The organism is Salegentibacter tibetensis (assembly GCF_020164485.1).
GTDB lineage: Bacteria > Bacteroidota > Bacteroidia > Flavobacteriales > Flavobacteriaceae > Salegentibacter > Salegentibacter tibetensis.
On record NZ_JAIQZA010000002.1, the window covers coordinates 21696 to 48298 of the forward strand.

General features: G+C 38.4%; 27 protein-coding genes. 9 read left to right on the top strand and 18 right to left on the bottom strand.

Annotated features, from left to right (window positions below; genetic code table 11):
* Positions 1-5: 5 nt before the first annotated feature.
* Both LB467_RS01110 and LB467_RS01115 read left to right on the top strand, forming a co-directional pair.
* On the top strand, positions 6-383 hold the full coding sequence (locus LB467_RS01110; protein WP_224472192.1) for a response regulator transcription factor: 378 nt from the start codon (positions 6-8) through the stop codon (positions 381-383).
* Positions 384-461: 78 nt separating this feature from the next.
* Positions 462-1235, top strand: coding sequence for a LexA family transcriptional regulator (locus tag LB467_RS01115; RefSeq protein ID WP_224472193.1), 774 nt, complete (start codon positions 462-464; stop codon positions 1233-1235).
* A gap of 65 nt (positions 1236-1300) precedes the next feature.
* Here the strand turns inward: LB467_RS01115 and LB467_RS01120 are convergent, their stop codons facing one another.
* The 4 genes from LB467_RS01120 to LB467_RS01135 all read right to left on the bottom strand — a co-directional run bounded on the left by LB467_RS01120 (position 1301) and on the right by LB467_RS01135 (position 3417).
* The gene (locus LB467_RS01120; protein WP_224472194.1) at positions 1301-1462 is read right to left on the bottom strand and encodes a Vmc-like lipoprotein signal peptide domain-containing protein; all 162 of its coding nucleotides are present in this window, start codon (positions 1460-1462) and stop codon (positions 1301-1303) included.
* Between the two features lie 27 nt (positions 1463-1489).
* Complete coding sequence (locus LB467_RS01125) at positions 1490-1735, bottom strand: hypothetical protein (protein WP_224472195.1); 246 nt, start codon at positions 1733-1735, stop codon at positions 1490-1492.
* 131 nt (positions 1736-1866) lie between these two features.
* Positions 1867-2097 (bottom strand): hypothetical protein, encoded by a 231-nt coding sequence (locus LB467_RS01130; protein WP_224472196.1) that lies wholly within the window; start codon positions 2095-2097, stop codon positions 1867-1869.
* 72 nt (positions 2098-2169) lie between these two features.
* Positions 2170-3417 (bottom strand): 3-deoxy-D-manno-octulosonic acid transferase, encoded by a 1248-nt coding sequence (locus tag LB467_RS01135; protein WP_224472197.1) that lies wholly within the window; start codon positions 3415-3417, stop codon positions 2170-2172.
* Positions 3418-3612: 195 nt separating this feature from the next.
* On the opposite strand from LB467_RS01135, the gene LB467_RS01140 reads away from it, so the two are divergent.
* Both LB467_RS01140 and LB467_RS01145 read left to right on the top strand, forming a co-directional pair.
* Positions 3613-4746, top strand: a complete 1134-nt coding sequence (locus tag LB467_RS01140; protein WP_224472198.1) for a DegT/DnrJ/EryC1/StrS family aminotransferase — start codon at positions 3613-3615, stop codon at positions 4744-4746.
* Between the two features lie 10 nt (positions 4747-4756).
* The gene (locus tag LB467_RS01145) at positions 4757-6037 is read left to right on the top strand and encodes a metal-dependent hydrolase family protein (RefSeq protein ID WP_224472199.1); all 1281 of its coding nucleotides are present in this window, start codon (positions 4757-4759) and stop codon (positions 6035-6037) included.
* Positions 6038-6607: 570 nt separating this feature from the next.
* Here the strand turns inward: LB467_RS01145 and fabD are convergent.
* The 5 genes from fabD to LB467_RS01170 all read right to left on the bottom strand — a co-directional run bounded on the left by fabD (position 6608) and on the right by LB467_RS01170 (position 10007).
* Positions 6608-7489 carry an ACP S-malonyltransferase gene (gene fabD / locus LB467_RS01150; RefSeq protein ID WP_224472200.1) on the bottom strand — a complete coding sequence of 294 codons (882 nt, stop codon included), beginning with the start codon at positions 7487-7489 and terminating at the stop codon, positions 6608-6610.
* 93 nt (positions 7490-7582) lie between these two features.
* Positions 7583-8083: a pyridoxamine 5'-phosphate oxidase family protein gene (locus tag LB467_RS01155; protein ID WP_224472201.1), complete on the bottom strand. Its 501-nt coding sequence runs from the start codon at positions 8081-8083 to the stop codon at positions 7583-7585.
* Between the two features lie 102 nt (positions 8084-8185).
* Positions 8186-9037 carry a fructosamine kinase family protein gene (locus LB467_RS01160; RefSeq protein WP_224472202.1) on the bottom strand — a complete coding sequence of 284 codons (852 nt, stop codon included), beginning with the start codon at positions 9035-9037 and terminating at the stop codon, positions 8186-8188.
* Positions 9024-9506 carry a dihydrofolate reductase gene (locus LB467_RS01165; protein WP_224472203.1) on the bottom strand — a complete coding sequence of 161 codons (483 nt, stop codon included), beginning with the start codon at positions 9504-9506 and terminating at the stop codon, positions 9024-9026. Before LB467_RS01165 ends, LB467_RS01160 begins: the two co-directional genes overlap by 14 nt.
* 3 nt (positions 9507-9509) lie before the next feature.
* Positions 9510-10007, bottom strand: a complete 498-nt coding sequence (locus tag LB467_RS01170; RefSeq protein WP_224472204.1) for a 2TM domain-containing protein — start codon at positions 10005-10007, stop codon at positions 9510-9512.
* Positions 10008-10070: 63 nt separating this feature from the next.
* On the opposite strand from LB467_RS01170, the gene LB467_RS01175 reads away from it, so the two are divergent.
* On the top strand, positions 10071-11156 hold the full coding sequence (locus LB467_RS01175) for an aminotransferase class V-fold PLP-dependent enzyme (protein ID WP_224472205.1): 1086 nt from the start codon (positions 10071-10073) through the stop codon (positions 11154-11156).
* 3 nt (positions 11157-11159) lie between these two features.
* Here LB467_RS01175 and egtD read toward each other — a convergent pair whose 3' ends face one another.
* The 9 genes from egtD to LB467_RS01220 form a co-directional block, all read right to left on the bottom strand.
* Entirely contained in the window at positions 11160-12128 is a 969-nt protein-coding gene (egtD, locus tag LB467_RS01180; RefSeq protein WP_224472206.1) for an L-histidine N(alpha)-methyltransferase, read from the bottom strand.
* A 13-nt stretch (positions 12129-12141) separates the two neighbouring features.
* Positions 12142-13305 (bottom strand): ergothioneine biosynthesis protein EgtB, encoded by a 1164-nt coding sequence (egtB, locus tag LB467_RS01185; RefSeq protein WP_224472207.1) that lies wholly within the window; start codon positions 13303-13305, stop codon positions 12142-12144.
* A gap of 102 nt (positions 13306-13407) precedes the next feature.
* Positions 13408-13818, bottom strand: coding sequence for an energy transducer TonB (locus LB467_RS01190; protein WP_224472208.1), 411 nt, complete (start codon positions 13816-13818; stop codon positions 13408-13410).
* Positions 13819-13851: 33 nt separating this feature from the next.
* A complete protein-coding gene (locus tag LB467_RS01195; RefSeq protein ID WP_224472209.1) occupies positions 13852-14229 on the bottom strand; it encodes an energy transducer TonB in 378 nt (125 codons plus the stop codon).
* A gap of 32 nt (positions 14230-14261) precedes the next feature.
* The gene (locus LB467_RS01200; RefSeq protein ID WP_224472210.1) at positions 14262-15086 is read right to left on the bottom strand and encodes a thymidylate synthase; all 825 of its coding nucleotides are present in this window, start codon (positions 15084-15086) and stop codon (positions 14262-14264) included.
* 85 nt (positions 15087-15171) lie between these two features.
* The gene (locus LB467_RS01205; protein ID WP_224472211.1) at positions 15172-16872 is read right to left on the bottom strand and encodes a NupC/NupG family nucleoside CNT transporter; all 1701 of its coding nucleotides are present in this window, start codon (positions 16870-16872) and stop codon (positions 15172-15174) included.
* Positions 16873-16883: 11 nt separating this feature from the next.
* On the bottom strand, positions 16884-17507 hold the full coding sequence (locus tag LB467_RS01210) for a bifunctional nuclease family protein (RefSeq protein WP_224472212.1): 624 nt from the start codon (positions 17505-17507) through the stop codon (positions 16884-16886).
* An 83-nt stretch (positions 17508-17590) separates the two neighbouring features.
* The gene (locus LB467_RS01215) at positions 17591-18553 is read right to left on the bottom strand and encodes an electron transfer flavoprotein subunit alpha/FixB family protein (RefSeq protein ID WP_224472213.1); all 963 of its coding nucleotides are present in this window, start codon (positions 18551-18553) and stop codon (positions 17591-17593) included.
* Positions 18554-18700: 147 nt separating this feature from the next.
* A complete protein-coding gene (locus tag LB467_RS01220) occupies positions 18701-19447 on the bottom strand; it encodes an electron transfer flavoprotein subunit beta/FixA family protein (RefSeq protein WP_224472214.1) in 747 nt (248 codons plus the stop codon).
* Between the two features lie 309 nt (positions 19448-19756).
* On the opposite strand from LB467_RS01220, the gene LB467_RS01225 reads away from it, so the two are divergent.
* The 4 genes from LB467_RS01225 (at position 19757) to LB467_RS01240 (ending at position 26434) form a co-directional block, all read left to right on the top strand.
* Entirely contained in the window at positions 19757-20737 is a 981-nt protein-coding gene (locus tag LB467_RS01225) for a pyruvate dehydrogenase complex E1 component subunit beta (RefSeq protein WP_224472215.1), read from the top strand.
* A gap of 116 nt (positions 20738-20853) precedes the next feature.
* Positions 20854-23301, top strand: coding sequence for a DUF5686 and carboxypeptidase-like regulatory domain-containing protein (locus tag LB467_RS01230; RefSeq protein WP_224472216.1), 2448 nt, complete (start codon positions 20854-20856; stop codon positions 23299-23301).
* A 64-nt stretch (positions 23302-23365) separates the two neighbouring features.
* Complete coding sequence (locus tag LB467_RS01235) at positions 23366-23884, top strand: inorganic diphosphatase (protein ID WP_224472217.1); 519 nt, start codon at positions 23366-23368, stop codon at positions 23882-23884.
* 114 nt (positions 23885-23998) lie between these two features.
* Positions 23999-26434 carry a sodium-translocating pyrophosphatase gene (locus LB467_RS01240; protein ID WP_224472218.1) on the top strand — a complete coding sequence of 812 codons (2436 nt, stop codon included), beginning with the start codon at positions 23999-24001 and terminating at the stop codon, positions 26432-26434.
* Positions 26435-26603: the final 169 nt, after the last annotated feature.

Genomic DNA, 26603 nt, shown 5'->3' on the forward strand with positions numbered 1-26603 from the left:
AATATATGGAAAAAACGACAAAAATTCTAGTGGTAGATGATGATTCGGGAATTGGAGAAATGCTAAAAACATTGCTGGAATTTTACGGTTATGAGGTAATGGTTACCGAAAAACCACTTATGGCTGAAGAATTAATTCAGAAGGAAAATATAGATATCGTACTTTTAGATATGTTAATATCTGGTGTGGACGGAACCGATGTTTGTGCCGGAATAAGGCGGAATCATGAAATTACAGAAACCCCTATATTGATGATGTCGGCTTTACACGATGCCGGTCCTAAATGTAAGGATGCTGGTGCTAACGATTTTATAGCAAAGCCATTTGAGGTAGAAGAGCTTACCGAAAAAATAGAGGAAATCCTTGCTTCGGATAAGGAATAGCAACACATTTCTCTTGTAAGTATGGAATTTATCCAATACATTTGATTATTATTGGATAAATTCCTAAACATTAGAATTATGGGGCAACCACCATCTATTGAAATCAAACATTTTAAAGAAGTACGGGAAGAAAATAACTTCACGCAATCTGAATTTGCCGAACTTTTGGGAATCAAAAACTCTACGGCCGATATTGAGCGTGGCCGCACCAAACTTTCTGGAAAAGTGGTGGCCGAGCTTTTAAGTCAGTTTGGGATTAATCCCTTATGGCTTTTTGGGCAAAATGGGCAAAAATATTTGCAGTTAAGCAAAGGAGATGTAAGCCCAAAAGTAGTTACTGTAGATTCTTCAGATAATGAGAATATGGTGATGGTGAATCAAAAAGCCGCTGCCGGGTATCCTCATAATGTTCAGGATGTGGAATGGTATCAGCAATTACCAGCTTTTGATATTCCGCTGCCGGAATTTAGAAATGCTACTTACCGCGGCTTTCAGGTTGAAGGAGATAGTATGTTGCCTAATTATTATCCCAACGAATGGGTTCTTGCCAAGGCCGTGCCCGACCTGGACCAGGCCAGTAACAATAAAATATATGTGGTGGTTTTACAGGATTCTGTCCTGGTTAAAAAACTTCAGAAGTTACCCGATGTTTCTAAAGTGCTTTTAATTTCCCTAAATGAAGAATATCTTCCTATAGAAGTTAATATTAATGAAATACAGGAACTCTGGCAGGTAAATTCTAAACTTACTTTTAACCTTGATAATCCTTCAGAAAGCGGACTTTTTAGAGAGTTAAAACAATCTATGGAAGATTTGAAGCGAGAGCTTAGATCCTTTAAAAAACAAGCATAAATAAAAATATCCTTTTTGAAATAAATCAAAAAGGATATTTTCTTTGGTTGGTTAGACTTTAGATCCTACATATCATCTGTAGCATCATCAATTGCGTCGCCTACATCATCTGCAGCATCTTCAATGTCATCTGCAGCTCGTTCCACACCAGATTTTTCTTCTCTACAAGAGGTGAAAACCGCAGCGGTACTAAAAGTAATTGCGAGCATTAAAATTAATTTTTTCATAGTTCTAAATTTAGTTATTAAAAAGGATTAGTAGTCGTCGTTACCGTCAAACTCGTCCTCAACTTCATTTGCAGCATCTTCGATCGCGTTTCCGGCATCGTCTACAGCATCTTCGATATCGTTTCCAACATCGTCCATATTGTCGTGCATGTCATCCATATCGTCATGCATTTCTCTCTCTATTTGGTTTTCTTCTTCATTAACCTCGCGGCACGAAGTAAGAGCAGTACTCAGAGTAAAAAACAAAGCGAATATTAAAATTGATCTCTTCATAAGCCTGGTTATTTCTAGTTTGTCTATAACAAAATTAGAGATGTAAAAGTGTATTTTAACATGAATAATATTAAAACTTTCTTAAAACATCAATAAGAATGACTAAAAAGTAACCGTTTGTCTAATATATTTTAATTGTCATCAATTTTGTCAATCTCTTTGTCAATTTCTTTATTTACTTTTCCGTCAACTTTTTCCCCTGCACGCTCCAGTATCCCTTTGCGTTCTTCAGGCTCTGCAGTTTTCTCTTTTTCAACTTCAACTTCCTTAACCACGGTTTCCTTTTCTGTAGTCTCACGGCAAGAGGTGAAGCTCATTGCGGTAAACAGTAAAATTACTCCAGTAATAAGTACTCGTTTCATAATCTTTAATTTATTGATTTATACACCGAAATTACAATATAAATGTTAGGTGCATTTATTTTTTAGGAAACTTTAGCTAAACCCGGGTGAGGTCTTTAGGTAATTAATCACAGTTTTAGTAGCGCCGGTATTACTGTTTATAAAATGCCCGGCAATCATTCCGGTTTTTCTCCTAAAATCTTCATTCCCTACAAGTTTATCTACCACCTCAATAAATTCTTCTGAATTTTCTACGGAAAATAAACCAGCTAGCTGTCTTAGACGAATAGCTTCCGGGAAGTTTTTATAGTTCTTACCAATTACCACCGGAATGCCAAAAGTAGCAGGTTCCAGGATATTATGTAGCCCGGTATTCCCTGCAGCACCACCTACATAAGCAATATTGGCATAGCTGTAAACCTTGCCAAGCAAACCAATGGTATCCAATATTAAAACTTCAAAACTTTCCAAGTCCTGGTTTTCCCTTTCTGAATATCGAATAGTTTTCTTTTTAATTTTTTGTTCCAGCGCCTTTATTTTCTCTTCCTTGATCTCGTGAGGGGCAATTATTACTTTGATTTTTTCTGAAGTAGTATTGATAAAAGAAAGCAAAATTTCTTCATCTTCGGGCCAGGTACTTCCGGCTACCAGGCAGGTCTTACTATTTATAAATTTTTCAGCAAAATCAAGTTTGTTATTATATTGAATTTGTCTTGAAACCCGATCAAAACGAGTGTCGCCACTAAGTGTAATATTATTAAAGCCAATAGTTTTAAGTAGCTCTACCGAAGCTTCATTTTGAACAAAAAAATGATCAAAATTTGATAAAGCTTTTCGCATAAAGCTTCCGTAGGGCTTAAAATAGACCTGGTTTTCCCTAAAAGCACCCGAGACCAATAAACTTTTAATGTTTCGATTTTTTAATTCAGCCAGAAAATTCGGCCAGATTTCATATTTAATGAAAAAAGCAATTTTCGGTTTTACAATTTCTAAAAAACGCTGTGCGTTTTTCCTGGTATCCAGCGGAAGATAGGTAATCACATTGGCTAAAGGATGATTTTTCTTGTTTTCGTAACCTGAAGGGGAGAAGAAAGTGATTAAGATTTTATACTTCGGAAATTCTTTTTTTACTTCTTCAATTATAGGCAAAGCCTGTTCAAATTCTCCCAGTGAAGCCGCGTGAAACCATAAATAGTCTGAAGAAGGATCTATTTCTGTTTCCAGTTTATCGAAAACCGATTTTCGACCTTCGGTAAATAATTTGAGTTTATGGCTAAACCTGCCGGCCAGTGGTAGCGCTTTTTCGGCAATTTTTGTCGCTAAGTTGTAAAGTGGTTTCAAAATAACTGATTTCTAATGCGAAAATAGGCCTTTAATTAAAATTGATTGGCAATAGGGTGCTTATTTCGTATTTTCGTGGCATTCAAAAAAAAATACATGAAACCAGCATAATACTGGACCCAAAAATTGACAACACACAGGGGCATAATTATTAGCTCGTGCCTAATTCAAAAATGGGATAAAAATTATAACTAGATGAGAAAGATACAAATGGTTGATCTTAAGGGTCAATATGAGGGGATAAAAGATCAGGTAAATACTTCTTTTCAGGAAGTGATAGAAAATGCAGCATTTATAAACGGTCCTGAAGTTCAGCAATTTCAGAAAGAACTGGAAGATTATCTTCAGGTGAAAAACGTCATTCCCTGCGCAAACGGTACCGATGCTCTGCAAATCGCAATGATGGGACTCGGTTTAAAACCGGGAGACGAAGTTATTACTGCCGACTTTACTTTTGCCGCAACTGTTGAGGTAATAGCGCTCCTTCAACTAACACCGGTTCTTGTAGATGTTGAACCCGGTAGTTTCAATATTGATCCCGAAGCCATTAAAAAAGCGATCACCCCAAAAACTAAAGCGATTGTTCCTGTGCATCTTTTTGGACAGGCTGCCAATATGGGTGCGATTATGAAAATTGCAGAAGAACACAATCTTTTTGTGATTGAAGATAACGCACAAGCCATTGGCGGGAATTATCATTCACCAAATGGGAAAACTTACAAAACGGGGGCAATTGGACATATTGGGGCAACTTCGTTCTTCCCTTCTAAAAACTTGGGCTGCTATGGCGATGGCGGTGCGATCTTTACCAATGATGATAAATTAGCACATACTATTCGAGGCATCGTTAACCACGGAATGTACGAGCGTTATCATCACGATGTTGTAGGTGTTAATTCGCGATTGGATAGTTTGCAGGCAGCTGTTTTGCGGGCCAAACTTCCAAAGCTTGATTCTTATAATGAAGCCAGAAGGAAATCGGCTGATAAGTATTCGGAAGCTTTTAAAGGTCAGGAAGATGTAATTACACCGGTAAGGCTAAACGAAGATGATACGCACGTGTACCATCAATATACCCTTAAAATTAAAAATGAGAAGCGTGACGCGCTAGCCAAACACCTTCAGGAAAAAGGAATTCCATTCGGTATTTATTATCCAATTCCCCTGCACAAGCAAAAAGCTTATGCAGATTCTAGATATAATGAAGCCGATTTCCCGGTGACCAATCAGTTGGTTCAGGAAGTACTTTCGCTCCCGATGCATACCGAATTGGATGCTGAACAAATTGAGTATATAACCGGAACAATCAAAGAATTTTTAAACGCTTAAAACTTTAAATATGAAAAAACTTTTAATCTTTTGCTTAGGAATATTTTTATCTGCAGGGCTTCAGGCTCAGGACTTATATATACAGGCCGGGAAGTTAGTAGATACAAAAACCGGAAAAATTCTAACTGAAAAAACAATAATCGTTTCCGAAGAAAGGATTAAAAGCGTCGAAAACGGATTTGTAAATCCGGAGAGTGAAAATGATTCTGTGATAGATCTTCGTGATAAAACGGTGCTACCGGGATTCACTGATATGCACGTTCACCTGGAAAGTGAAACCAACCCGGGGAAGTACATGGAAAAATTTATTGACGATCCGGCAGATGCGGCCTTTAACTCGGTAGGTTTTGCTAAAAGAACTTTAATGGCCGGTTTTACCACCGTGAGAGAATTAGGAGGCAGCGGAGTAAATATTGCACTTCGCGACGCGATAAATAAAGGAAAAATTGATGGGCCAAGAATATTTACTTCCGGAAAATCCCTTGCCACTACCGGAGGTCACGCCGATCCCAGCAACGGAATGAATAAGGAATTAACAGGAGATCCGGGACCAAAAGAAGGCGTGGTGAACGGACCGGAAGATGCTGCCAAAGCAGTTCGCCAACGTTATAAGAATGGTGCCGATTTAATAAAAATTACCGCTACGGGTGGTGTTTTAAGTGTGGCTAAAAGCAGCTCAAATCCGCAATTTACGGAAGAGGAAATAAGAGCTATTGTAAAAACCGCAAACGATTATGATTTTCACGTGGCTGCCCACGCTCACGGGGATGAAGGAATGCAACGCGCCATAAGGGCTGGTGTAAAAACCATTGAACATGGTACAAAAATGAGCACAGCAACGATGGATTTAATGAAGGAACACGATGCTTATCTTGTGCCTACGATCACCGCAGGGAAAGAAGTAACCCAAAATGCTGAAATTGAAAGTTATTACCCTGAACTTGTAGTGCCAAAGGCACGGGAAATAGGGCCTCAAATCCAGGATATGTTTGCCCGGGCATACAAAAGGGGAGTAGGTATTGCTTTTGGTACCGATGCCGGTGTTTTTAAACACGGAGAGAATGCACGGGAGTTTGTTTATATGACAGAAGCCGGAATGCCGGCAATGGAAGCAATTCAAAGTGCTACAATTACCGCTGCTAAGATTTTAAAAATGGAAAATGAGATCGGACAAATAGCCGAAGGTTTTTATGCCGATATCATAGCCGTAGACGAAGATCCAACCGAGAATATTGAGACTTTAAAGGAGGTGAAATTCGTGATGAAGGAAGGAAAGATTTATAAAAATTAAAATTTATTAATAAAGAGTTGTCTGAAGAGATTATAAAAACCGTCATCCTGAGACCCGTGATAAAAAAATTTATCCAGCGTAGGAAAATGACGTTTCGAGCATAGCGAGTTCTAAACTCCGTGTGTGAGTGTAGCAAATCAGCAGCGTTAAAAATTTTTGAAGCCCTGGAAAAAATTTAGCTGCTGATTTGCGATTTTTTGGCCTTGTTGCCAAAAAAACACCTCCACATAGGGTGCCCTTCCTGCCCGTCCGTTCAGGCGGGTTTTGTTTCGTTTTACTTGTATCCGACGAACGCAGTGAGAGGAATACACGCAAAAAATGAAAAAGGAAACTTCCAAACCAGATAAGTTTCTTTTTGAATTATAAAAATGTAAAAAACAAACCTAAATAACAGGGTTTTAAAAATACGTCAATGGTAATTTATTTCAGAGCCTGTCCCGATATTTATCGGGGATCTAAGTTATGGATAAGTAAACATGTTAGAAGCTGAAACAAGTTCAGCTTGACGAAAATAAATCTTTCCAGACAACTTACCTTTTTCTTTTTACTTTGCTATAGTATTCTTCAGCCTTAAATAGAAGCCGAAGCCGTTTCCATTTGTCGGTTTATCTTTTTTACCAACCCCTGTAGCACTTTTCCGGGGCCTATTTCGGTAAAGTTTGTAGCGCCGTCGTTTATCATATTTTGAACACTTTGTGTCCATTTTACCGGGGCTGTTAATTGAAAAACCAGGTTTTTCTTAATTTCTTCGGGGTCGGTTACCGCAAAGGTGCTTACGTTTTGATAAATCGGGCAACTCGGAATGTTGAAAGTTGTATTTTCAATTGCCGCAGCCAGTTCTTTACGTGCAGGTTCCATTAATGGTGAGTGGAAAGCGCCACCCACCGGCAAGATCATAGCTCTTTTAGCACCGCGCTCCTTTAAAGCTTCGCAAGCGGCTTCCACCGCTTTTACATCACCAGAAATCACTAATTGTCCGGGACAGTTATAATTCGCAGCCACAACTGTTCCTTCTATTTCGGCACAAACGGCTTCCACGATTTCATCTTCCAGGCCTAAAACGGCGGCCATAGTAGAAGGTTCTAATTCGCAGGCCTCCTGCATCGCCATAGCACGCTTGTAAACCAATTTCAATCCGTCTTCAAAAGAGAGGGTGTTATTTGCTACAAGGGCTGAAAATTCTCCCAGGGAGTGCCCGGCAACCATATCGGGTTTAAATTCTTCGCCTAAAACTTTACTTAGAATAACCGAGTGTAAAAATACGGCCGGTTGTGTAACTTTGGTTTGCTTAAGGTCTTCCGCAGAACCTTCAAACATAATATCGGTAATTGAAAAGCCTAAAATTGCATTGGCTTTTTTAAATAGATCCTGTGCTTCAGTAGATTTTTCAAAAAGGTCTAAACCCATTCCTGAAAATTGTGCTCCCTGACCGGGAAAAATATATGCGTTCATAGTATTCAGTTTTGATTCGGCTAAAATAGAAATAATAAAAAAGACCTCATAACAAATAGTCTGCTATGAGGTCTTTCCTAAAAAATGTGTGGTTTATAAATCTAATTTTCCTTTTTCTGCAATATCTTTTTTATCACCGGTTAATGCTGCTGCTCCTATTTTTATAAAACTCACAAATTTGTTCTGCTTGTTGTCCCAGAAATAAGCTTCTATAGGAACTATTTTTATAGCGGTTAAATTGGGGTCATCTATCCCATTAAACCAGGCATCATCCATCTTATCGTAAAATTCCTCTAAAATATTGTTGTTTGTTTCAATGCTGGCTTTACCATAGATACTTATAAATTCCATATCCGAGGTGTCGCTGTACAGTAATTGAACGTCATTATCTTTGGCGATATCTCCATTATGGTCGCTATCCAGCCTACTAAAGAACCAGATATTTCCTTCTTTGTCCACTTCTTTGGTTGTCATGGGTACTGCACTTAATGGTTTATTACCGAAATCGGTAACCAGCATACAGGTTTTAATACTTTTTACCATCGACTTCATTTTAGATAAAGCCTCGTCTTTATTTAAATTTTCAGTACTCATTTTTTTAAGTTTAAGTTGGAGGGTTGAATTTAATGAGTATCTCAGCCTATCTGCGCTAATAAACTCCTAAAAGAATAATAATGCTTGTTAAGAATTGTGAAATTAGTTGAATTGTTTAATAATACTGGTAACCTGTGGTTTATATCCGACCCCAAAGAGATTTAGATGCACCAGTAAGTAATAAAGTTGCCAAAGCGGAATTCGATCTATAAAACCGGATTCTAAAGGAAATTCCTGGTCGTAAACCTCGAAAAGTTGCTTATCAAAACCACCAAAGAGTTTCATCATTGCAAGATCCATTTCCCTTGGCGCAAACGCGGTAGCAGGATCTATTAGGCAGGGATTCCCTTCTGCATTAACCAAATAATTGCCACCCCAAAGGTCACCGTGAATTAATGCGGGTTTTTCATCGGGGATTATTGCTGAAATATTTTTGAAAAAAGATTTTTGAACTCCGAGTCCATAACCTTTATCTTTTGCCAGTTTCAGCTGAGGTTCCAGGCGTTCAGAAATATAGAAATCGGCGGCTGAAGCTGTCCTATTATTTTGCTGCGGAAGACTTCCAATATAATTATCCTGGTGAAAACCGAATTCTGCTGAAGTGGTTTTATGCAAAGCCGCCATTTGCTTTCCAAAACTTTTCCAAAAATTAGATGATTTAGCTGAGCTTTCTTTGAATTCCAAAAGCAAATAAGCGGTTTCTCCTATGTCTCCAAGGTTCAAAACTTTTGGGATATCAATTACTCCCGGTTCTTGTAAAGCTTCCAGACCGGCTTTTTCAGCCTCGAACATGCCGGGGAATTTTTCAGAATTATTTATTTTTACAACTTGCTTTTTCCCTTCAGAATTAATAAGAAAAACATCATTAATATCTCCGCCGGTAAGTCGGCTAAACTTTGGGTTTTTAAGATTATTTTCCTCAGCTATTTTGTAAAGCGTTTCATTTTCTAACATAGGTGAGATAAGTGAAAGCGTAATCGTGATTTTCGTCTTTGGGATGAAACTCTTCAGCTACTAATTTCCATTCTTTTTTATCTATCTCCGGAAAAAAAGTATCGGCCTCAAAAGTACCGTGTACGCGGGTAAGCTCAATTTTATCGGCAATATCCATTCCCAATTCATAAATTTCGCCACCCCCAATTATAAAAGGCTGTTCATCTTTTTTGGCAAATTCCAACGCTTTTTCTAAAGAGGAAACCACTGTCGCATCTTTTTTAAGATAATTATCTTTTCTGGTAATTACTATATGTGTTCGGTTTGGAAGTGGTTTGGGAAAAGTTTCAAAGGTTTTTCTCCCCATAATAATATGATGCCCGGTAGTAAGCTTTTTGAAACGTTTAAAATCGTCTGGCAGGTGCCAAACCAGATCCTGATCTTTCCCCAGGGCATTATTTTCCGCGGCAGCGGCAATCATTGTAATCATAACCTATGTATTGAATGGTTTGTCTGGTTTATCAGATTCGCTGGTATGGGGTTTAAAACGCTCATCTCCGCTTTTTAATTCTGGCGCCTTTTCCGGTTTTGGAGTGATTTCTCTTTGAGGCCGATTTGCAGGAAAATCTTTTTCTACCTGTGTCTGCATTTTGGCAATCTTTTCCTTTTGTTTCTGTACCAGTTTTGCCATTTGCTTATCCTGCCATTCTTTTCCCAGGAACTTATTGGTGATAAAAACATTAAAAACGTGGACTAAAAAAATAAAAGCCCAAATTAAAATGGCCCATACAAACCAATTATAGCCCAATGGCATAAAATTCTCCTGGTAGCCAATAACCACATTTAAAACTATTAGGAAAACTGCACCGATTAGGAAAATAATAAAATGCTGAAATAATCTCTTTTTCTGAAGGGTGCGCTTACGTGCGTGGTCATAGAGTTCACGCTGTTCTGCATCGAGTTTGGAAGTATTTTTCTTTTTAGAAAACATAATTAGAAGTACTTTAGTGTCTATTCCAAATTTACAGTTTTTGTTAACAATTAGCAGAGGAAAATGGAGAATTTAAGAAAGGGCTTCCCGGTTTTAGAGCAATACACCTATTTAAATACCGCGTCTTCAGGCTTATTACCCGAAGCAGTTTGGGAATTTAGACAAAATCATGATCTTGATTTTCTACTTGGCGGAAGCGTTTTTAAAGAAAAACAGGCCGGAATCTTAACCGAAACCCGGGAATTGGTTGGCGAGTGTTTTGGTTGCCCTCCTTCTCAGGTCGCTTTAGTGCCAAATTTCTCTTACGGATTTAATACTTTATTGGAAGGCCTTGAAAAATCGAAAAAAGCGCTTTTATTGAAAAATGATTATCCATCACTGGACTGGGCGGTAAATTCCAGGAATTTTGAAATTTCTTATGCTGAAATTGATGAAAATTTGGAGAATAATATCGCTGAAGCTTTTGAGAAGCAACAACCCGATTTTTTCGCATTTAGCATCGTACAATATGTCAACGGAATAAAAATAGATCCTGATTTTATAAAGAAGCTGAAGCAAAATTATCCTGAAACCCTATTTATTGCTGATGGAACCCAATTTTGCGGAACAGAAAATTTCAATTTTCAGGAAAGCGGATTGGATGTGCTAATTTGCAGCACTTATAAATGGTTGAATGCCGGATATGGAAATGCATTTATACTATTCAAAAAAGAAGTGGAAGGAAAAATAGCTCCTAAAGCATTAGGCTTTGGCTCTTTGCAGGGGAAATATAAAGCCCAGGAAGGAAATTTTATAGGAAAATTTGAACCCGGCCATCAGGATACCTTGAATTATGGAAGTTTAGCGGAAGCTTTAAAATTGTTTAAGAAAATTGGGGTAAATGAAATTTCTTCGCGAATTCAATCTTTAAGTGCAAAGGCCAAAACTGAATTAACGAAACTGAATTTACTGGAAGAAAGTGTTGTAAAACGTTCATCACATTCTTCAATTTTTAATATTAAGGGAAACGATAAATTGTTTCAGCATTTAAAAAGTATGGGTATTATTGTATCTCAGCGTGGAGAAGGAATACGCATAAGTTTTCATTATTTTAATACTGAAAAAGAGCTTAATTTTCTTTTAAAGGAATTAAGGAAATTTGGGGTCTAAAATTTAATTCTTCCTCCGGAAAATATAATTTTTAAACGAGTTGTCATTATCCTGAAAACTGGTTTGAATTTCTAATCCGGATTCTTCGGCAAGCCATTTTACTACCGCATCGTCGTACTTTTGGGAAATTTCGGTATGTATGCTTTCCCAGGCCTCAAAATTCACTTTTAAACCGAGCTTATTGATGGTTACTTTTTGACTGACTTTACTCACCAGGTAACTTTTAGCAGTTCCTGATTCCGGATTGTAAGTTTCCCAATGCTTAAAATTATCGGGATTAAAATCTGCATCTAATTCCCGGTTTATTCTTACCAGCAAATTTTTGTTGAAAGCTTCAGTAATTCCTGCAGGATCGTGATAGGCATCTAAAATCTTTTGAGGATCTTTTTTCTGGTCAAAGCCCATAAAAAGCATATCCTCGGGATTCATTGCTTTTTGGATATTCCGAAGAAATTCTATCGCATTTTCGTGTAAAAGGTTCCCGATATTAGAACCTAAAAATAGAATCACTTTCCTGCGAGTGCTTAGGTTTGCTAAGTTTTCCAGGATATTAAAGTAAGTACCCTGTTGGATTTTTACATCTACTTCAGGAATTTCAGTTTTTAGTGAAGTTTCTAATTCTTCGAGTACGTTCTGACTTATATCTATAGGTAAATAGCTGAAATCATATTCTTTTTCTACCAGATGCTGTAATAGGATTTTGGTCTTTTTTCCATCGCCCGCGCCGAGCTCAATAAGGTCAAATCCGCCTTCCTTATTTATAGTATCAGCTATGGCGGCTTTATGATGTTTCAGGATATTTAACTCACAATTGGTGAGGTAATACTCAGGCATCGCCATAATTTGCTGAAAAAGTTTATCTCCTTTTTCATCGTAGATATACTTTGAAAGTAAATATTTTGGAAAGCTGGTAAGGCCTTTATAAACGTCTTCTTCAAAAGCGGTTTGAAATGTAGTTTGTATGGTTTTCATTTAATTATGTTGATTATTTTGCCAGTCTTAAGCCGGTGAACTGCCAGCGTAAATGTGGATGAAAAAAGTTGCGATAAGTAGATCGGGAGTGTTTTGAGGAAGTCGCTACCGAAGCCCCTCGTAGCACTTTCTGGCTTACCATAAATTTCCCATTGTATTCGCCAAGGGCGCCTTCGGGTTTGGTATAATTGGGGTAGGGAGAATAGGCACTCTCTGTCCATTCCCAGCGATCTCCCCATTTAAAATATTGCTGGGCGGTTTCCCATTCAAATTCTGTGGGTAATCTTAAGCCTTTCCATTGTGCAAATGCAAAAGCTTCGAAGTAAGAAATGTGGCTTAGCGGTGCTTCAGGAATAAGTTTTGTAAGTCCGTTTAAAGTATATTGGTGCCATTCTCCGTTAATTTTATGCCAGTAAAAAGGTGATTCAATATTGTTATTGTTTACCCAGTCCCATCCTTCAGCATGCCAAAGAAGGACATCTTTATAAGCGCCTGCTTCTATAAACTCTATAAACTGGGCATTTGTAACCAGTTTGTTTGAGATCTGGTAATCATTCAAATAAACCTTGTGAACGCCCTGTTCATTGTCGTAACAAAAATCGTCAGATTTATGGCCTACTTCATAAACCCCTTCAGAAATTGAGACCCATTCCTGTTTAAAATCCTGGATGGGATTTTCTTCAAACTGATGGTTATATTCAGGGAATAATGGATTATTGCCTAGAATGTATTTTATATCCGTTAATAAAAGTTCCTGATGCTGTTTTTCGTGGTGGCAACCAATTTCTAGAACGCCACAAAGTTCTTCAGAAATTTTTTCTTCTTTCAGAAATTGTTGCATCGCTTTAGAGACGTAGTTCCGGTATTCATAAACCCAGGCAACCGTTGGACGGGATAAATTACCGCGATTAGTACGTATTACTTTATCGCCAACGCTTTCGTAATAACTATTGAAAACGTAAGCCGAATTCTCATCGAAAAGCTGATAGTCCTTTACATTAGGCTTTAGAACAAATTCCTCAAAAAACCAGGTGGTATGGCCAAGGTGCCATTTAGGTGGAGAAACATCAACTATGGGTTGCACCACATAATCTTCGGTTTCCAGAAAGGAACAAATAAGTTCAGAATGTGCCCTGGTTTCATTAAAAAAATCGAGTAATTGTTCTTGTGATTGCATAAAAAAGAGTGGTACTTTTTAGAGTACCACTCAAATTTACAATTTTTTCGTTCGGTCTGAAACCTAGGCGAGTTAATGGCAAGTTAAAGTATAGCCTATTTCCTAGAGATTCAGCGGAAGGGTATAACTTATTTTTGTGGGTTTCCCTCCACGGGTTCCCGGTTTCATGTCGGGCATTTTTTTAAGCATATTTTCAACAGCAGCAATTACCGGTTTTTGATCACCTTTTACTGAAGTTACTACTGTTTTCCCAGCTTCATCTATATGCATTTTCACGACAACCTTTCCTCTTATAAATTCCCCCTTTTCATTACGCGGATATTTATAATTGTTCTTAACGTGTTCCATCAATTTTTGATTGAAACAGGTTTTTTGGTCTTCACTGGATTCGCATCCCGGCCATACCGGTGCCTTTTCTTTTACAGTAACCGTATTTCCTTCTACATTAACATCATCTTGTGCAAATGCAAAAGTACCGGTAAAAAGAAAAAAGCAAAACATTAATTTTTTCATAGCTCGGAATTTGAGGTTTTTAGACCATAATTTTTAGAAATTGAACGGAACGGTAAAATTACGGTCGTCAGGTTCTCCCTGTAAAGTTCCAGGTTCCATATCAGGAATTTTTTGTATCATTTCCTTAGCCGCGGCATTCACTTTTGGCTCAGGTCCTTCAACCGAATTAACAACTACTTTTCCTTCCTCAGTTACTTTAAAAGAGATTTCTACTTTTCCGCGAACGTAATCACCATCTTCGGTTTGCGGATACTCATAATTTTCTCTAACGTGTTGAGATAGTTTTTGATTAAAACAGGCTTTTACGTCTTCGGCGTCTTCACAACCTGGCCAAACCGGCGAAGTTTGCTGGGCTTGAGCACTGGTTAAACCTCCAACTACAAAACATGCGATAAGCATTAACTTTTTCATAAACTTTAAAATTTTAATTAAATTATTTTGGGTTATACCGCAACCTTAGCTTTTATGCCGGGATGCGGGTTATAATCTTCTAATATAAAATCTTTATAGTCAAATGCAAAAATATCTTTTACCTCGGGGTTGATTTTCATTTTCGGTAAAGCTCTCGGTTCCCTGGAAAGTTGCAGTTTCACCTGTTCCATATGGTTACTGTAAATATGAATATCGCCAAAAGTGTGAATAAAATCTCCGGCTTCATACCCACAAACCTGAGCCATCATCATCGTTAAAAGGGCATAAGAAGCAATATTAAAAGGTACGCCCAGAAACACATCGGCGCTTCTTTGATATAGCTGAAGTGAAAGTCTGCCATCGGCTACGTAGAATTGAAAAAATGCGTGGCAGGGCGGGAGTGCAGCTTTTCCGTTGGCTACATTTTCTGAAAAAGATTTTGAAGAATCCGGCAATACAGAAGGATTCCAGGCCGAAACCAACATCCTGCGGCTATTCGGGTTCTTTTTCAGGGTATCAATAATTTCTTTGATCTGGTCTATTTCTTCGTTGTTCCAGTTACGCCATTGCTTACCATAAACCGGGCCCAGGTCGCCATTTTCATCGGCCCATTCGTTCCAAATTCTTACTCCGTTTTCCTGAAGGTATTTTACGTTGGTGTCGCCTTTTAAAAACCACAGCAATTCATAAATAATAGATTTTAGATGTAGTTTTTTGGTAGTTACCATTGGGAAGCCTTCGCTTAAATCGAAGCGTAACTGATGGCCAAAAATGCTTCTGGTACCCGTTCCGGTACGATCACCTTTGTCGGTTCCGTTATCTAAAATATGCTGTAAAAGATCCTGGTATTGTTTCATATCCTGAATAGAAGAAAATTATTTCAGCTAAAATAGGAAACAAGTGTATTAAATAAAATTCCGCAGAAGATTTAACGTTCTAAATTTAGCCAATTATCATTCCGGCAATTGTAGCCGAAAGAAGCGAAGCAATGGTACCGCCAATTAAAGCCTTCATTCCAAATTCAGATAAAGTTTTTCTCTGTCCTGGTGCCAGGGAACCAATTCCACCAATCTGGATTCCTATAGATGCAAAATTGGCAAAGCCGCAAAGCATATATGTCGCCATAATTACTGATTTTTCGTAACTAAGGCTAAGTGCGTTTGCTGTATTTTTAAGTTCTGCCAATTGCACATAACCTACAAATTCGCTTGCCGCGAGTTTAATACCAAGCAATTGCCCCATTAGCATCATATCTTCTTTGGCAACACCAATAAGCCACATTAAAGGAGCGAAAATGGTTCCTAAAATGGCTTCAAGGGAAAAACCTGAATAAGGTGTGTTTTCAGCTAAGAAAGTATTTATGCCGGTCCAGGAACCGGTCCAGTTCAGTACATAATTGATCATTGCAATAAAGGCGATAAAAACCAAAAGCATCGCCGCCACATTCGCTGCAAGTTTTAAACCTTCGGTTGTTCCGTTAGCGATGGCATCAAGAATATTAGAGCCTATTTTATCAGAAGAAACATCTACGTTAGTGTTGATTTTATTTTGTTGCGGATATAATAATTTTGAAACCACAATTGCACCCGGCGCTGCCATTACTGAAGCAGCTAATAAATGTTTTGCAAATTGAAGTCTAAGCACAGGATCATCACCACCCAAAAAGCCTATATAAGCCGCTAGAACACCACCGGCAACCGTTGCCATACCACCAATCATTACCAGCAAAATTTCTGAACGCGTCATACGTTCCAGATAGGCTTTAATCATAAGCGGGGCTTCGGTTTGGCCAAGGAAGATATTCCCCGCTACACTTAAGCTTTCTGCACCGGAAATTCCCAGTAATTTGGTAAGTATCCAGGCTAATCCTTTAACCACAATTTGAATGACACCCAGGTAAAATAAAACCGAGGTTAGGGCTGAAAAGAAAATAATTGTTGGTAAAACCTGAAATAGGAAAATAAAGCCGAAACTTTCTACATCCATCATCCCGCCAAGCAAAAATTCGCTTCCTGCCGCAGTAAAATCGAGAATAAGAACAAAAATATTCCCTACAAATTCAAATATATTCTGAATAAAAGTAATTTTCAAAACGCCAATAGCGAGCAGTAACTGTGCCGCCAAACCAATTCCAACAGTTTTCCAGTTAATCGCTTTCCTATTACTACTGAATAAAAATGCAATGATAAGCAAGGTGAACATTCCCAGCGCACCACGTCCAATACTACTTGCAGAAAGTCCCGCACTCGGGATCATTTCTTTTGCTATAGGAGCAGGGATTACCTCCGTGGGATCGTTAAACCCGGTATCTATAAAAGTAAATTTCTGGTTAGCCTGGTTTATCACCATGCTGGAATCTGTAAGCGTAGAAACCCTGTAATTTACAATACTGTCCTGGGGGGTATTATAAAAGAGTACAAGGAGTTTATTCTGAAAGATGTAATCCCCTTTTGCAAGGGTGTCTTCAGCTTTACTGATACTGAATGAACCCTCGTCTAAATCTAAGATGTTACCATTAACGAAAATGTCCTGGCTGGCATTTTCCTGTGCCTTATCTAAAGTCCAGGTTTTTGAAATGTTTTGAGAAAAAGTGCTGGTCACACTAAGTAGAACTAAAATCAGGCAAAACCAGGTTTTATTCATAAAGGCAGGCATTATTTGCGTTTGGAAATTTCATCCCTAATGCGTGCCGCTTTTTCGTAGTCTTCATTATTAACGGCCTGGGAGAGCAAAGTTTTTAGTTCGTCTAAGGATAATTTTTTGTAATTGGTATCGTCAGATTTTATATCGATGTCATCAGGAAGTAATTCCTCTGAAATTATTTCTTCTTCGTGTTTTTCTGAAGCTGCCTGTTCGCCTTCGTCTCCTTTCAGGAATATTCCTGCTTTATCAAGAATATTCTTATAAGTAAAAATTGGGGCGTCAAACCTTAGGGCTAAAGCAATGGCATCGCTGGTACGCGCGTCAACAATTTCCTCTATCTTATCGCGTTCACAAATAAGGCTGGAATAAAAAACACCGTCTACCAGTTTATGGATAATAACCTGCTTTACGGTAATCTCAAACCTATCGGCAAAATTTTTAAAAAGGTCGTGGGTTAAGGGACGTGGGGGTTTTATCTCTTTTTCTAAAGCAATCGCAATAGATTGCGCTTCAAAAGCTCCAATAACTATGGGAAGTTTACGTTCTCCCTCTACCTCGCTTAAGATTAAAGCGTAAGCACCGTTTTGGGTTTGACTATAAGAAATTCCTTTTATATTAAGGCGCACTAAACTCATATATCATAAATTAAAAAGGGCTGTCTAAAGCAGGACTTTCACCGTATTTAGACAGCCCTTTTAAGGGGTGCAAGTTATAAAAATTATGCGTTTTTCGCTTTAAATTCCTTAAGTTTCTCGTTTAGCTTAGGTACGATCTCAAAAGCATCACCAACCACACCGTAGTCTGCAGCCTTAAAGAAAGGTGCTTCCGGATCGTTGTTGATCACTACTTTGGTCTTGGCAGCATTAATTCCCGCTAAGTGCTGAATAGCTCCTGAAATTCCCACAGCGATGTAAAGGTTAGAAGCTACAGGCTTCCCTGTTTGCCCAACGTGTTCGCTATGCGGCCTCCAGCCCATATCACTCACGGGTTTGGAACATGCGGTTGCAGCACCAAGTATATCGGCCATTTCTTCGATCATTCCCCAGTTTTCGGGACCTTTAAGTCCGCGACCACCGGAAACTACGATTTCTGCATCAGCGATTGTTACTTTGTCCTTGGCCTTATCTACCGATTCTACATTTACTGAAAAATCACCGTCTTTTAATTCAGGTGAAAAGTCTTCAACGATAGCGTCACCCTGGTTTTCCCTTAAACCGAAAGCATTTTGAGACAATCCCACGATTTTCACATCGGTAGTAATTTTGGTGAAATTGAATGCTTTATTGGTAAAAGCGCTTCGTTTAACCGTAAAAGGATCTGTACTTTCAGGAGCAGCCATTACGTTTGAAGCGTAACCGGCATTTAAATGAACGGCTAAAAGCGGAGCTAAATATTTGCTATTTGCACTCTGGCTTACCACAACTATTTTACTTCCTTCTTTTTCTGCAGCTTGTTTCAAGGCATCGGCGTAAGCTTCAGCATTGAATTTGCTTAATTTATCATTCTGGATGTTAAGCACTTTGCTAACACCATATTGTCCAAGTTCAGAAGTATCGGCAGCGTTAAAACTAACTGCAACTACTTCATCGCCACCGGCTACTTCTTTTGCATAAGAAGCAACTTCAAAAGCAGCTTTTTTAAACTTGCCGTCTTCGGTTTCTGTATATACTAAAACTGACATATCTATATTTTTTTGTCATTTCCGTGTAGACGGAAATCTATTAATTTTTTAGTCATTTCCGCGTCCCGATAACCATTGGGAACGGAAATCTATTTTTAATTTTATTCCAAACCTCACAGGTTTGAAAACCTGTGAGGTCTTCTTTTTTTATATCGCTTTTGCTTCGTTATGAAGTAAATCTATCAATTCATCAAGATTTTCTGGGTCAACGAGTTTTACATCTCCTTTTGGAGCCGGTTTTTCAAATTTCACAGCTTCCGTTTGAGTTGAAACTTCTTCGGCAGCAACTACATTGAGAGGTTTTTTACGCGCTTGCATAATTCCACGCATATTTGGGATCTTAAGGTCGCTTTCTTCAACCAAACCTTTTTGGCCACCAATTACAAGTGGAAGGGAAGCAGTTAAAGTTTCCTTACCGCCGTCTATTTCACGAATAGCCGTAGCTTTATCGCCTTCAATTTCTAAACTAATACAATTATTCACAAAATTAGCATCCAGAATTGCTGCAAGCATTCCCGGCACCATTCCGCCGTTGTAATCTATAGATTCACGGCCGGCGATAATAAGATCGTATTCGCCTTCTTTGGCAACTTTTGCAAGTTGTTTGGCTACCTGGAAACCATCGGTAGCAGGAGTATCAACTCTTATTGCGTTATCGGCTCCAATAGCCAGAGCTTTTCTTAAAGTCGGTTCGGTTTGAGCACTACCTACATTAACTACATCTACACTTGCGCCTTGTTTTTCTTTAAACCACATAGCGCGGGTAAGTCCAAATTCATCATTCGGGTTAATTACAAAATTCACTCCGTTGGTATCAAATTTCGAATCGCCGTCGGTGAAATTGATTTTTGAGGTAGTATCAGGAACGTGACTAATACATACTAATATTTTCATTATAGCGAGTTTTTTAAATTTATATCGATTTCGTTTACGAAGTTACATAATTTAATTCAGAAAATGCTATGCATGCATAATAAAATTTATGTTTTTTAATTCTTTAAATTTTATTGAATTCCTAAATAAATCATAAATAACATAATTAAAAAACAGAAATCATCGTAAAAATTACTTTTTTACTAATAGTAAAAGTGGGCTCTGTTGTCGATATGCAGGGCTTTTAAATTTTTGTGGATTAATAGTGGGGAAAACTTCATTGAATTACTATTTTTGTGCTTTCAAGATATATAAATAGTATAGCATATAATGAAGACAATTCAATTTAGGGAAGCCGTTCAGCAAGCGATGAGCGAAGAGATGCGAAAGGACGAGTCTATTTATTTAATGGGCGAGGAAGTAGCAGAATATAATGGTGCTTATAAAGCCTCTAAAGGTATGTTGGACGAATTTGGCCCAGATCGTGTAATAGATACCCCAATTGCTGAGCTTGGATTTTCAGGAATTGGTGTGGGTTCAGCGATGAATGGCAACAGGCCAATCATTGAATTTATGACCTTTAACTTCTCTTTAGTTGGAATTGACCAGATAATAAACAACGCGGCGAAAATGCGCCAAATGAGTGGTGGGCAGTTCAATATTCCTATCGTGTTTAGAGGGCCAACTGCTTCTGCAGGACAATTGGGTGCAACGCATTCCCAGGCTTTTGAAAGCTGGTTTGCCAACTGCCCCGGCTTAAAAGTTATTGTTCCATCTAACCCATATGATGCTAAAGGTTTGCTTAAAGCTGCGATTCGTGATGATGATCCTGTAATCTTTATGGAAAGCGAGCAAATGTATGGTGATAAAGGCGAAGTACCGGAAGATGAGTACGTCATCGAGATTGGAAAAGCCGATATTAAAAGAGAAGGTAGTGATGTAACTATTGTTTCTTTCGGAAAAATTATCAAAGAAGCCTACAAGGCAGCTGATAAATTAGCTGAAGACGATATTTCCTGTGAGATCATAGATCTTAGAACTATTCGCCCAATGGATCACGAAACCATTTTGGAGTCGGTTAAGAAAACCAACCGTTTAGTGATTTTGGAAGAAGCCTGGCCTTTTGGAAATATTGCTACTGAAATCACTTACCAGGTACAGTCTAAAGCTTTCGATTATTTAGATGCGCCAATCGTGAAAATAAACACTGCCGATACTCCGGCACCGTATTCTCCTGTATTGCTTAAAGAATGGTTGCCAAACAGCGACGATGTAATTAAAGCGGTTAAGCAGGTTATGTATATTGACTAAACCAGAAATACCTATAAATTTGAAACTTCATCGGATGCTTATTCGGTGAAGTTTTTTTTTGTCTTATGATTAACAAATCTGCCTTTTTTACCGTTTTTTTTCTACTGATCTGTGTTATGGGAATAGCACAAACCAAAGTCGGCGGCGTGATAAAAGACGAAAACGGGCAGCTGCTTCCTTTTGTAAATGTGATTTTTAATAATTCTTCGGAAGGAACAACTTCCGGTGAAGACGGAAAGTTCTATTTGCAAAGTGAGAATACCTATACCGAACTCAAGATTTCTTCTGTGGGTTATAAGACTGAAATAATCCCACTTCAGCAAAAAACAAACCTTGATCTGGAAATTGTTTTAAATGAAGAAACTTCTAATTTAGAAGAAGTTCGAATTCTAAGGGGAAAAACTTCAAAAAAGAACAACCCGGCGCTGGAGATTCTTAGAAAAATTTGGGAGAATAAACGCAGCAATGGCGTATCAGCTTTTAAACAATATGAATATAGAAAATACGAAAAATTGGAATTCGATCTGGATGGGATTGATAGTTCTGTGGTGAAAAACCCTGTTTTTAATGGAATGGAATTTATTTTCGATTATACGGATACCAATAGGATTTCAGGAAAAACGTATTTACCGGTTTTTATCAATGAGTCGGTTTCTAAGTTTTATGGAGATAATATAGAAAATGAAAAGCGAGAAGACCTTTTAGGAAATAAGAACTCCGGTTTTGAACAAAATCAGAATTTAATCGCTGCGATAAAAGATGTTTACGATGAGTATAACATTTATAACAACTACATCAAGGTTTTTGATAAGAGTTTTGTTAGTCCGCTTTCCACTACCGGGATCAATAACTACAATTATGTTTTAAGCGATAGCGCTTATGTAGATCAAAAATGGTGTTACAATATTATCTATTATCCCCGCCGGGAAAACGAACTCACATTCCAGGGGGATTTTTGGGTAAACGACACCACATGGGCGGTAAAGAAAATCAATCTTGAAGCCTCTCGTAACGCCAATATTAACTGGGTAAGAGAACTTTATATAGAACAGGAATTTGAGGTGCTTAACGATTCGGTTTTCTTAATCTCCAAAGATTATTTTCAGGCCAATTTTTCTTTGGATAAAAAAGAAAGTACTAAAGGTGTTTACGCCAAACGCACCCGGATTTTTGATGGGTATAAATTCAATTTACAAAAGAACGAAGGCTTTTACGATAGAAGACCTTATAATTTTAACGAAGAAATTTATAAACGCAATCAGGCTTTTTGGGAAGAAAACAGGTTGGAAAGATTAAATAGGGAAGAAGAAGGTATTTATGTAATGTTGGATAGTTTAACTAAGGTCCCGGCTTTTAAAAGGGTTTACGATCTTGTCACTATTGCAGAGTCGGGGTATAATGAATTTAATGGCTGGGATTTTGGTCCGGTTTACTCGTTGTTCGATTATAATCAGGTGGAAGGTTTCAGGACTCGTCTGGGCGGAAGAACTTATTTTGGTCAACACGATCCCTGGAGAATTGAAGGCTATCTGGCCTACGGCTTTAAAGATGATAAATTTAAATACGGAATTTCGGGAAAATGGCTTGTAGATGCGCGATCACGTTTAATAGTTTCTGCCGGAAAAAGGCGGGATATAGAGCAACTTGGCGCGAGTTTAACCTCTAATACTATCGACGTTTTAGGGCGTAGTTTGGCCTCATCTGGCCTTGTAAGTGTGGGAGATAATAACAAATTAAGCAATATAGATTTAAGTACTTTTAATCTTGAAATTGAGCCCTGGTATAATTTTAATGTGCGTTTTGGCACTTCTTATCGCGAGATCAGTTCAGCTTCTCCTGCTTTTAGTTTAGATTATTATACCGATGAAACCCAAAATGAAACGGCTTCAGAAATAAGGCAGACCGAAATATCTTCCACTTTCACCTATACTCCCGGGAGGGAAATTTCAGGTTTTGGTGTAGAAAGAAATGTGGTGAATGAAGAGGAATTTCCTACTTTTTTCTTTAATTACAGCCTGGGTTTAAAGAATATTTTAAATAGCGATTTCGACTATAAGAGATTACAGTTTTTTTACGATCAACCTCTTAGAATAGGTGGTTTTGGTAGGGCAAATGCCAGTATGGAAGCAGGAAAAACTTTTGGCGCAGTTCCGCTGGGGCTTTTAAATGTGGTGCCGGGAAATCAAACGTATTTTGCGATGTATAATTCTTTTCCGGTGCTTAATTTCTATGAATTTGTGACCGATACTTATGTTGCAGCGCATTTCAACCATAATTTCAACGGCAGGTTATTTGCCAGGATTCCGCTTTTACGAGAATTAAATTTGCGTGAGCTGGTAGGAATTCGTGGAGTCTGGGGGGAGATTTCCGAAGAGAATAAAGCATTAAACGCTTCCGGAATACCTTTACGGGCTCCGAACCGGGAACCTTATTTTGAATACAGTTTTGGAGTAGGAAATATTCTTAAATTTTTAAGTCTCGAAGCTCATTTTAGAGGGAATTATTCCGAAATTCCTGAATCCCGAAATTTTGCGATAACTGCTTCCTTCGGTTTTCACTTCTAAGCACTGATTTTAATATTGATTTTCACTATATTTGCTGCCCTTAAATGAGAAAAAAGAAAGAAAAATGTCAGAAAGTTTTGATGTATTAATAGAGATCCCAAAAGGGAGTAGAAATAAATATGAATACGATTTTGAATTAAAGAAAGTCCGTTACGACAGGATGATCTTTTCTTCGATGATGTATCCAGCCGATTACGGATTTATCCCGAATACCCTTGCACTAGACAGCGATCCGCTGGATGTTTTGGTTTTGGTAAGTGAACCAACTTTCCCGGGTGTTGTAATGGAAGTGAAGCCTATTGGCGTTTTCCACATGGCCGATGAGAAAGGACCTGATGAGAAAATTATTTGTGTGCCGGTATCAGATCCTATTTGGAATAGGTTGAATGATTTAAATGAATTAAACGGTCATATGGTTAAAGAGATTGAACATTTCTTTAAAGTTTATAAAGATCTTGAAAAGAAAAAAGTAGATGTTGGTGGATGGGGAGATGCTAAAGAAGCCAGAGCGATTATTCAGGATTGTATAGATCGCTATGAGAATTATGACGGAGATAAGGAGCGATTCGGGATTCTCCCATAATATATGTTACATATTATTGATAAATTAAAAGCAATAACCTTAAAAAGTTATTGCTTTTTTAATTATCACCAATTTTACTACATTAGCCATATTAACTAAAACTTAACAATTAATATGGAATCAATGATGATTTATATGCCTGCAATATTGGCTATTATAGGACTCATTTTTATGTGGGTTAAAAGATTCTGGGTGATGAAACAGGACGCCGGGGACGGAAAAATGAAAGATATTGCTTCTCACATCTACGAAGGGGCACTGGCCTTTTTAAATGCAGAATATAAATTACTTAGCTTTTTTGTGGTTGGTGCCAGTATTGCACTTGCAGCCGTTGCTTACGTTGTACCAACTACCCATTATCTTATAATTGTCGCCTTTATCTTTGGGGCTTTTTTCTCTGCCCTGGCAGGAAATATGGGTATGAAGATCGCTACCCAAACCAACGTGCGTACCACACAGGCAGCCAGAACCAGCTTGCCTCAGGCCTTAAAAGTTTCTTTTGGTGGTGGTACCGTGATGGGGCTGGGAGTTGCCGGTTTAGCCGTGCTTGGTCTAACCGCGTTTTTTATCTTTTTCTTTCATTATTTTATGGGCGGGGAATGGACCAATACAACCCAAATGACCATAGTGTTAGAAACCCTTGCCGGATTTTCCCTGGGTGCAGAATCCATAGCTTTATTCGCCCGGGTTGGCGGTGGAATTTATACCAAAGCTGCAGATGTTGGCGCCGATTTAGTTGGAAAAGTTGAAGCAGGGATTCCTGAAGACGATCCACGTAACCCGGCAACTATAGCCGATAATGTAGGAGATAACGTAGGCGATGTGGCCGGAATGGGAGCCGATCTCTTCGGAAGTTATGTCGCTACCGTGCTTGCGGCAATGGTTTTAGGAAATTATATTATTGAAGATATGGGTGGGAATATCGTTGATTCCGGTTTTGGCGGAATTGGCCCTATTTTACTCCCTATGGCCATTGCCGGTGCAGGAATTATCATTTCCATTATCGGAACGCTTTTAGTTAAAATAAGTAGCAATTCGGCTAAAGAGGCTGAAGTGCAAAAAGCTTTGAATATTGGAAACTGGACAGCTATTGTTTTGGTAGCCGTAGCCAGTTATTTTCTGGTTACCTGGATGCTTCCAAAGGAAACCCTAACAATGGGTTTTTTTGTAGGTGGCGCTGAAGGTTTCGAATTTATTGCCATAGATTCTATTAGGGTGTTTTACGCCTGTTTGGTAGGAATTGTTGTTGGTGGTGTAATTTCTGCCGTAACCGAATATTATACGGGACTCGGTAAAAAACCGGTACTTTCTATTGTTCAAAATTCGAGTACAGGCGCGGGAACAAACATTATCGCCGGACTTGCTACCGGAATGATCTCTACTTTTCTTTCAGTTTTATTATTTGCATTTGCTATTTGGGCTTCTTATGCATTCGCCGGATTTTACGGCGTTGCACTGGCAGCTTCAGCAATGATGGCAACTACCGCTATGCAACTGGCAATTGATGCTTTTGGACCTATCGCCGATAATGCCGGCGGAATTGCCGAAATGAGCGAATTACCTGCAGAGGTTAGGGAACGAACAGATATACTTGATTCCGTAGGAAATACTACTGCGGCTACCGGAAAAGGTTTTGCAATTGCATCTGCAGCCCTGACTTCACTTGCACTTTTCGCAGCTTATGTAACGTTTACGGGAATTGACGGGATTAATATTTTTAAAGCGCCGGTTTTAGCGATGTTGTTTATCGGCGGAATGGTGCCGGTGGTTTTTTCAGCCCTGGCGATGAAATCTGTTGGTAAAGCAGCGATGAAAATGGTTGAGGAAGTAAGAAGACAGTTTAAAAATATTCCCGGGATTATGGAAGGAACCGCAAAACCGGAATACGATAAATGTGTGGCGATTTCTACAGAGGCGGCCTTAAAAGAAATGTTACTGCCCGGGGTTTTAACCATTGGTTTTCCTATTGCAATAGCACTAATCCCAATGCTTTTTGGTTATGAGAATGTATTGATTGCTGAAATGCTTGGTGGTTATATGGCCGGGGTTACGGTAAGTGGAGTGCTGTGGGCAATTTTTCAGAATAATGCCGGCGGCGCCTGGGACAACGCAAAAAAATCTTTTGAAGCCGGGGTAATGATTAACGGAGTTATGACTTATAAAGGTTCTGAAGCGCATAAAGCAGCGGTTACCGGCGATACAGTAGGTGATCCTTTTAAAGATACTTCTGGACCATCAATGAATATATTGATCAAATTAACCTGTTTAATTGGGTTGGTGATCGCGCCAATTTTAGGCGGCCACACCGAAACAGATATTCCCAACGAAGGAGTTTCTATTGAAGTGGAACAAAATATAAATGCTGTAGATGTGGCTGGAGATGTTTCAGAAGAAATTCAGGTGAATATGGTTTCTGAAGGAAATAAAACCATCGCAAAAGTGAGGATAACCTCCACTAAAAATGGAGAAACCAAAGTTCAGCAGAAAACTTTTACCGGTACAAAAGCCGAAGTAGAAAAACAAGTGAAGGATTTAAAAGATAAAGCCTGATACTTCAGTTTAAAAAAATAAAAAGAGGCTGTTTGAGAATCCTACTAAATCGTCATCCTGAATTTATTTCAGGATCTAACATGATTATAATTTATTTCATGTTAGAAGCTGAAAACAAGTTCAGCTTGACGAAAAACAAGATTTTTCAAACAGCCTCTTATAAATTTAA

Excerpts from the sequence above, each read along its gene's own strand:
- LB467_RS01110 (WP_224472192.1), top strand. The coding sequence starts at position 6 with ATGGAAAAAACGACAAAAATTCTAGTGGTAGATGATGATTCGGGAATT.
- LB467_RS01115 (WP_224472193.1), top strand. The coding sequence starts at position 462 with ATGGGGCAACCACCATCTATTGAAATCAAACATTTTAAAGAAGTACGG.
- LB467_RS01120 (WP_224472194.1), bottom strand. The coding sequence starts at position 1,462 with ATGAAAAAATTAATTTTAATGCTCGCAATTACTTTTAGTACCGCTGCG.
- LB467_RS01125 (WP_224472195.1), bottom strand. The coding sequence starts at position 1,735 with ATGAAGAGATCAATTTTAATATTCGCTTTGTTTTTTACTCTGAGTACT.
- LB467_RS01130 (WP_224472196.1), bottom strand. The coding sequence starts at position 2,097 with ATGAAACGAGTACTTATTACTGGAGTAATTTTACTGTTTACCGCAATG.
- LB467_RS01140 (WP_224472198.1), top strand. The coding sequence starts at position 3,613 with ATGAGAAAGATACAAATGGTTGATCTTAAGGGTCAATATGAGGGGATA.
- LB467_RS01145 (WP_224472199.1), top strand. The coding sequence starts at position 4,757 with ATGAAAAAACTTTTAATCTTTTGCTTAGGAATATTTTTATCTGCAGGG.
- fabD (WP_224472200.1), bottom strand. The coding sequence starts at position 7,489 with ATGAACGCATATATTTTTCCCGGTCAGGGAGCACAATTTTCAGGAATG.
- LB467_RS01155 (WP_224472201.1), bottom strand. The coding sequence starts at position 8,083 with ATGAGTACTGAAAATTTAAATAAAGACGAGGCTTTATCTAAAATGAAG.
- LB467_RS01160 (WP_224472202.1), bottom strand. The coding sequence starts at position 9,037 with ATGTTAGAAAATGAAACGCTTTACAAAATAGCTGAGGAAAATAATCTT.
- LB467_RS01165 (WP_224472203.1), bottom strand. The coding sequence starts at position 9,506 with ATGATTACAATGATTGCCGCTGCCGCGGAAAATAATGCCCTGGGGAAA.
- LB467_RS01170 (WP_224472204.1), bottom strand. The coding sequence starts at position 10,007 with ATGTTTTCTAAAAAGAAAAATACTTCCAAACTCGATGCAGAACAGCGT.
- LB467_RS01175 (WP_224472205.1), top strand. The coding sequence starts at position 10,071 with ATGGAGAATTTAAGAAAGGGCTTCCCGGTTTTAGAGCAATACACCTAT.
- egtD (WP_224472206.1), bottom strand. The coding sequence starts at position 12,128 with ATGAAAACCATACAAACTACATTTCAAACCGCTTTTGAAGAAGACGTT.
- egtB (WP_224472207.1), bottom strand. The coding sequence starts at position 13,305 with ATGCAATCACAAGAACAATTACTCGATTTTTTTAATGAAACCAGGGCA.
- LB467_RS01190 (WP_224472208.1), bottom strand. The coding sequence starts at position 13,818 with ATGAAAAAATTAATGTTTTGCTTTTTTCTTTTTACCGGTACTTTTGCA.
- LB467_RS01195 (WP_224472209.1), bottom strand. The coding sequence starts at position 14,229 with ATGAAAAAGTTAATGCTTATCGCATGTTTTGTAGTTGGAGGTTTAACC.
- LB467_RS01200 (WP_224472210.1), bottom strand. The coding sequence starts at position 15,086 with ATGAAACAATACCAGGATCTTTTACAGCATATTTTAGATAACGGAACC.
- LB467_RS01205 (WP_224472211.1), bottom strand. The coding sequence starts at position 16,872 with ATGAATAAAACCTGGTTTTGCCTGATTTTAGTTCTACTTAGTGTGACC.
- LB467_RS01210 (WP_224472212.1), bottom strand. The coding sequence starts at position 17,507 with ATGAGTTTAGTGCGCCTTAATATAAAAGGAATTTCTTATAGTCAAACC.
- LB467_RS01215 (WP_224472213.1), bottom strand. The coding sequence starts at position 18,553 with ATGTCAGTTTTAGTATATACAGAAACCGAAGACGGCAAGTTTAAAAAA.
- LB467_RS01220 (WP_224472214.1), bottom strand. The coding sequence starts at position 19,447 with ATGAAAATATTAGTATGTATTAGTCACGTTCCTGATACTACCTCAAAA.
- LB467_RS01225 (WP_224472215.1), top strand. The coding sequence starts at position 19,757 with ATGAAGACAATTCAATTTAGGGAAGCCGTTCAGCAAGCGATGAGCGAA.
- LB467_RS01230 (WP_224472216.1), top strand. The coding sequence starts at position 20,854 with ATGGGAATAGCACAAACCAAAGTCGGCGGCGTGATAAAAGACGAAAAC.
- LB467_RS01235 (WP_224472217.1), top strand. The coding sequence starts at position 23,366 with ATGTCAGAAAGTTTTGATGTATTAATAGAGATCCCAAAAGGGAGTAGA.
- LB467_RS01240 (WP_224472218.1), top strand. The coding sequence starts at position 23,999 with ATGGAATCAATGATGATTTATATGCCTGCAATATTGGCTATTATAGGA.